Raw genomic sequence first — 1,073 nt, 5'->3', positions numbered from 1 at the left:
CGCGCTCACGCGCTCACGCGCTCACGCGCTCACGCCTGGGCCCGGACCGAAGGCTCCAGGACCTCCTCACACCATGTGCGGAAGGTGGTCGGACTCGCGGTCCGAGGGGTGCGCTGCACGCCGTCGTCGAGGCCGTTGTCCTTGGCGAGCATCATGTCGACGTAACCTTCGACGAGCGCGTCCCCGAAGCCGTGTCCGGCGAGTTGGGCGCGGAAGTCGTCGAGCGACTGCCGCTCGTAGCGGACCGGGCGGCGCAGCACGTCGGTCATGATGCGCGCCATGTCGTTCGCCGAAAGGTTCTCGGGGCCCAGTACCGGGACCTCGCCCGTCCCCGTCCACGAGCGGTCGAGCAGCAGGCCGGCGGCGGCCGCGGCGATGTCCCGGGCGGCGGCCACCGGCGCACTGCGGTCGGCGGCGACGGTGTCGGTGAACACGCCGTCGTCGCGGATCGAAGCCACCTGCCGCAGCAGGTTGTCCATGAAGGTCGGGTTCGCGAGCGCCCGGTAGGCCACGCCGGTACTCGCGATGAGGTCGTCCATGGCCAACGAGGCCGTGACATGTCCGGCGCGACCGACGACGGGGGTGCCGCGGCCGAGCGCCGAGACGCCGACCACGTGCCCCACCGCGTGGGCCGTGAACGCCTTTGCGGCGGCGTCGGTGAACCGGGAGTACGCGGTGTCCAGACTCGGCGCCCGCGGGTCTGGCGGAGCCAGCCAGAAGACGGCGTCCGCGCCGGCGAAGGCCCGGTCGACGACCTCGGGGTCGTCGTGCGAGCCGGTGACGACGTCGACGCGGGCACGGACCGCGTCGGGGAGCTTTTCGGGGTCGCGCACGATGACGCGCAGTTCTTCGCCACGAGCGGGAGCCTCATCGAGCAGGATGTCCAGGAGCCTGCTGCCGATCCGGCCGGTGGGGGCGGTGATGACGATCATGTTTCGAGTCTCGGGGCGGCCCGCCTGCGGCGTCCAAGACCCTTCCTGGACTATTGATACCGTAAAGGCATGGATCTTGTTCAGCGCAAGCTCCGCCACTTCGTCCCGGAGGCCGAGCACCGGCACTTCGGCCGGGCGGCG

The 1,073-nt window shown here is 71.3% G+C and carries 1 protein-coding gene; it reads right to left on the bottom strand.

Translation table 11 applies throughout. The features are described 5' to 3' along the window. Positions 1-29: 29 nt before the first annotated feature. Complete coding sequence (locus tag GT354_RS44540) at positions 30-932, bottom strand: NAD(P)H-binding protein (RefSeq protein WP_161362954.1); 903 nt, start codon at positions 930-932, stop codon at positions 30-32. Between the last annotated feature and the right edge of the window lie 141 nt (positions 933-1,073).

This window comes from Streptomyces sp. SID3343, from assembly GCF_009865215.1.
GTDB lineage: Bacteria > Actinomycetota > Actinomycetes > Streptomycetales > Streptomycetaceae > Embleya.
Note: the sequence above shows the minus strand (reverse complement) of the source record. Positions and strands in the feature narration are given on the sequence as shown.

Excerpts from the sequence above, each read along its gene's own strand:
- GT354_RS44540 (WP_161362954.1), bottom strand. The coding sequence starts at position 932 with ATGATCGTCATCACCGCCCCCACCGGCCGGATCGGCAGCAGGCTCCTG.